The sequence below is a fragment of the Bradyrhizobium sp. 141 genome (genome assembly GCF_023074055.1).
Lineage (GTDB): Bacteria > Pseudomonadota > Alphaproteobacteria > Rhizobiales > Xanthobacteraceae > Bradyrhizobium.
In genome coordinates, this window is sequence record NZ_JADPKR010000119.1 from 1 (window position 1) to 836 (window position 836).

General features: G+C 57.2%; 2 protein-coding genes. One reads left to right on the plus strand and one right to left on the minus strand.

The features are described from left to right. Positions 1 to 330: hypothetical protein (locus IVA81_RS40195; RefSeq protein WP_247330383.1), on the plus strand; the 330-nt coding region annotated here is incomplete at its 5' end. A 122-nt stretch (positions 331 to 452) separates the two neighbouring features. Here the strand turns inward: IVA81_RS40195 and IVA81_RS40200 are convergent. Beyond that, the coding region (locus IVA81_RS40200) for a transposase (RefSeq protein ID WP_247330386.1) at positions 453 to 836 on the minus strand (384 nt) is incomplete at its 5' end.

Sequence of the window (836 nt, forward strand, 5' to 3'; positions counted from 1 at the left end):
TCCCGCAGCGCGCTGGCATTATGTTGCGTAGAAGCTGTCAATCGTCCGCGGGACAGCACCCAAGCGCAGATGCGCAACATAACTTTCGGCGCAACATATCAGAGAGCGTTTTTAGCCCGGCGGCGCGGCCACGGCGGTGCGGTTGAGCGCGAGATTCTGATCCGCGGCGGTGGGCTAAAAACGTGTTGGACAAAACCGCCGGGCACGGCAGTGCCACAGCTATGGGCATTGCAACTCGGCGAGGAGTTGCGAGGAGCCAAGAAAACCGGTCGCAAAGGGTGCGGACAGGAGATTGAAGCGGATGCGGTGCCGCGTAGACGAACTCGATGACGTGTAAAGCGCAAGAAAAACAGCTTGGACACGCGATGTTAAGCTGCAGGTGACGAAATTGTCCTGTTCGCGTGATCGCGCAAGGTCGGTCGAATCATATGATGGTGAGTTGCTGATGGCCGTCATGAGGTGTCCATGATTGGTGCACGGCTAGAAGCGCGTTCGAAAGTTTCGATGACCACCATGGTGCCACAGCGACACAGCGGGCACGTCTTCAGGGAGATACCCGTGAGTGCCTCATATCGATCTCTGTAGTCCTTGTTGACTTCGCGGTTCCGGTTGGGCGTGGGCGGCGGCATCTGCATGAGCTGCCGGCACAGAGCGAGCTTCTCTGCGCGGTAGCGATTGGCCAGGAAGCCGAAATACCGAATACGTTGAAACTCGTCGGGAAGTACGTGAAGCAGGAACCGACGGATGAATTCGTCAGCGCCAAGCGTCATCGTCTTTTGACGGTGGCCATTGCGATAATCTTTCCAGCGAAACTGAACCTTGCCGTCGTCGATATC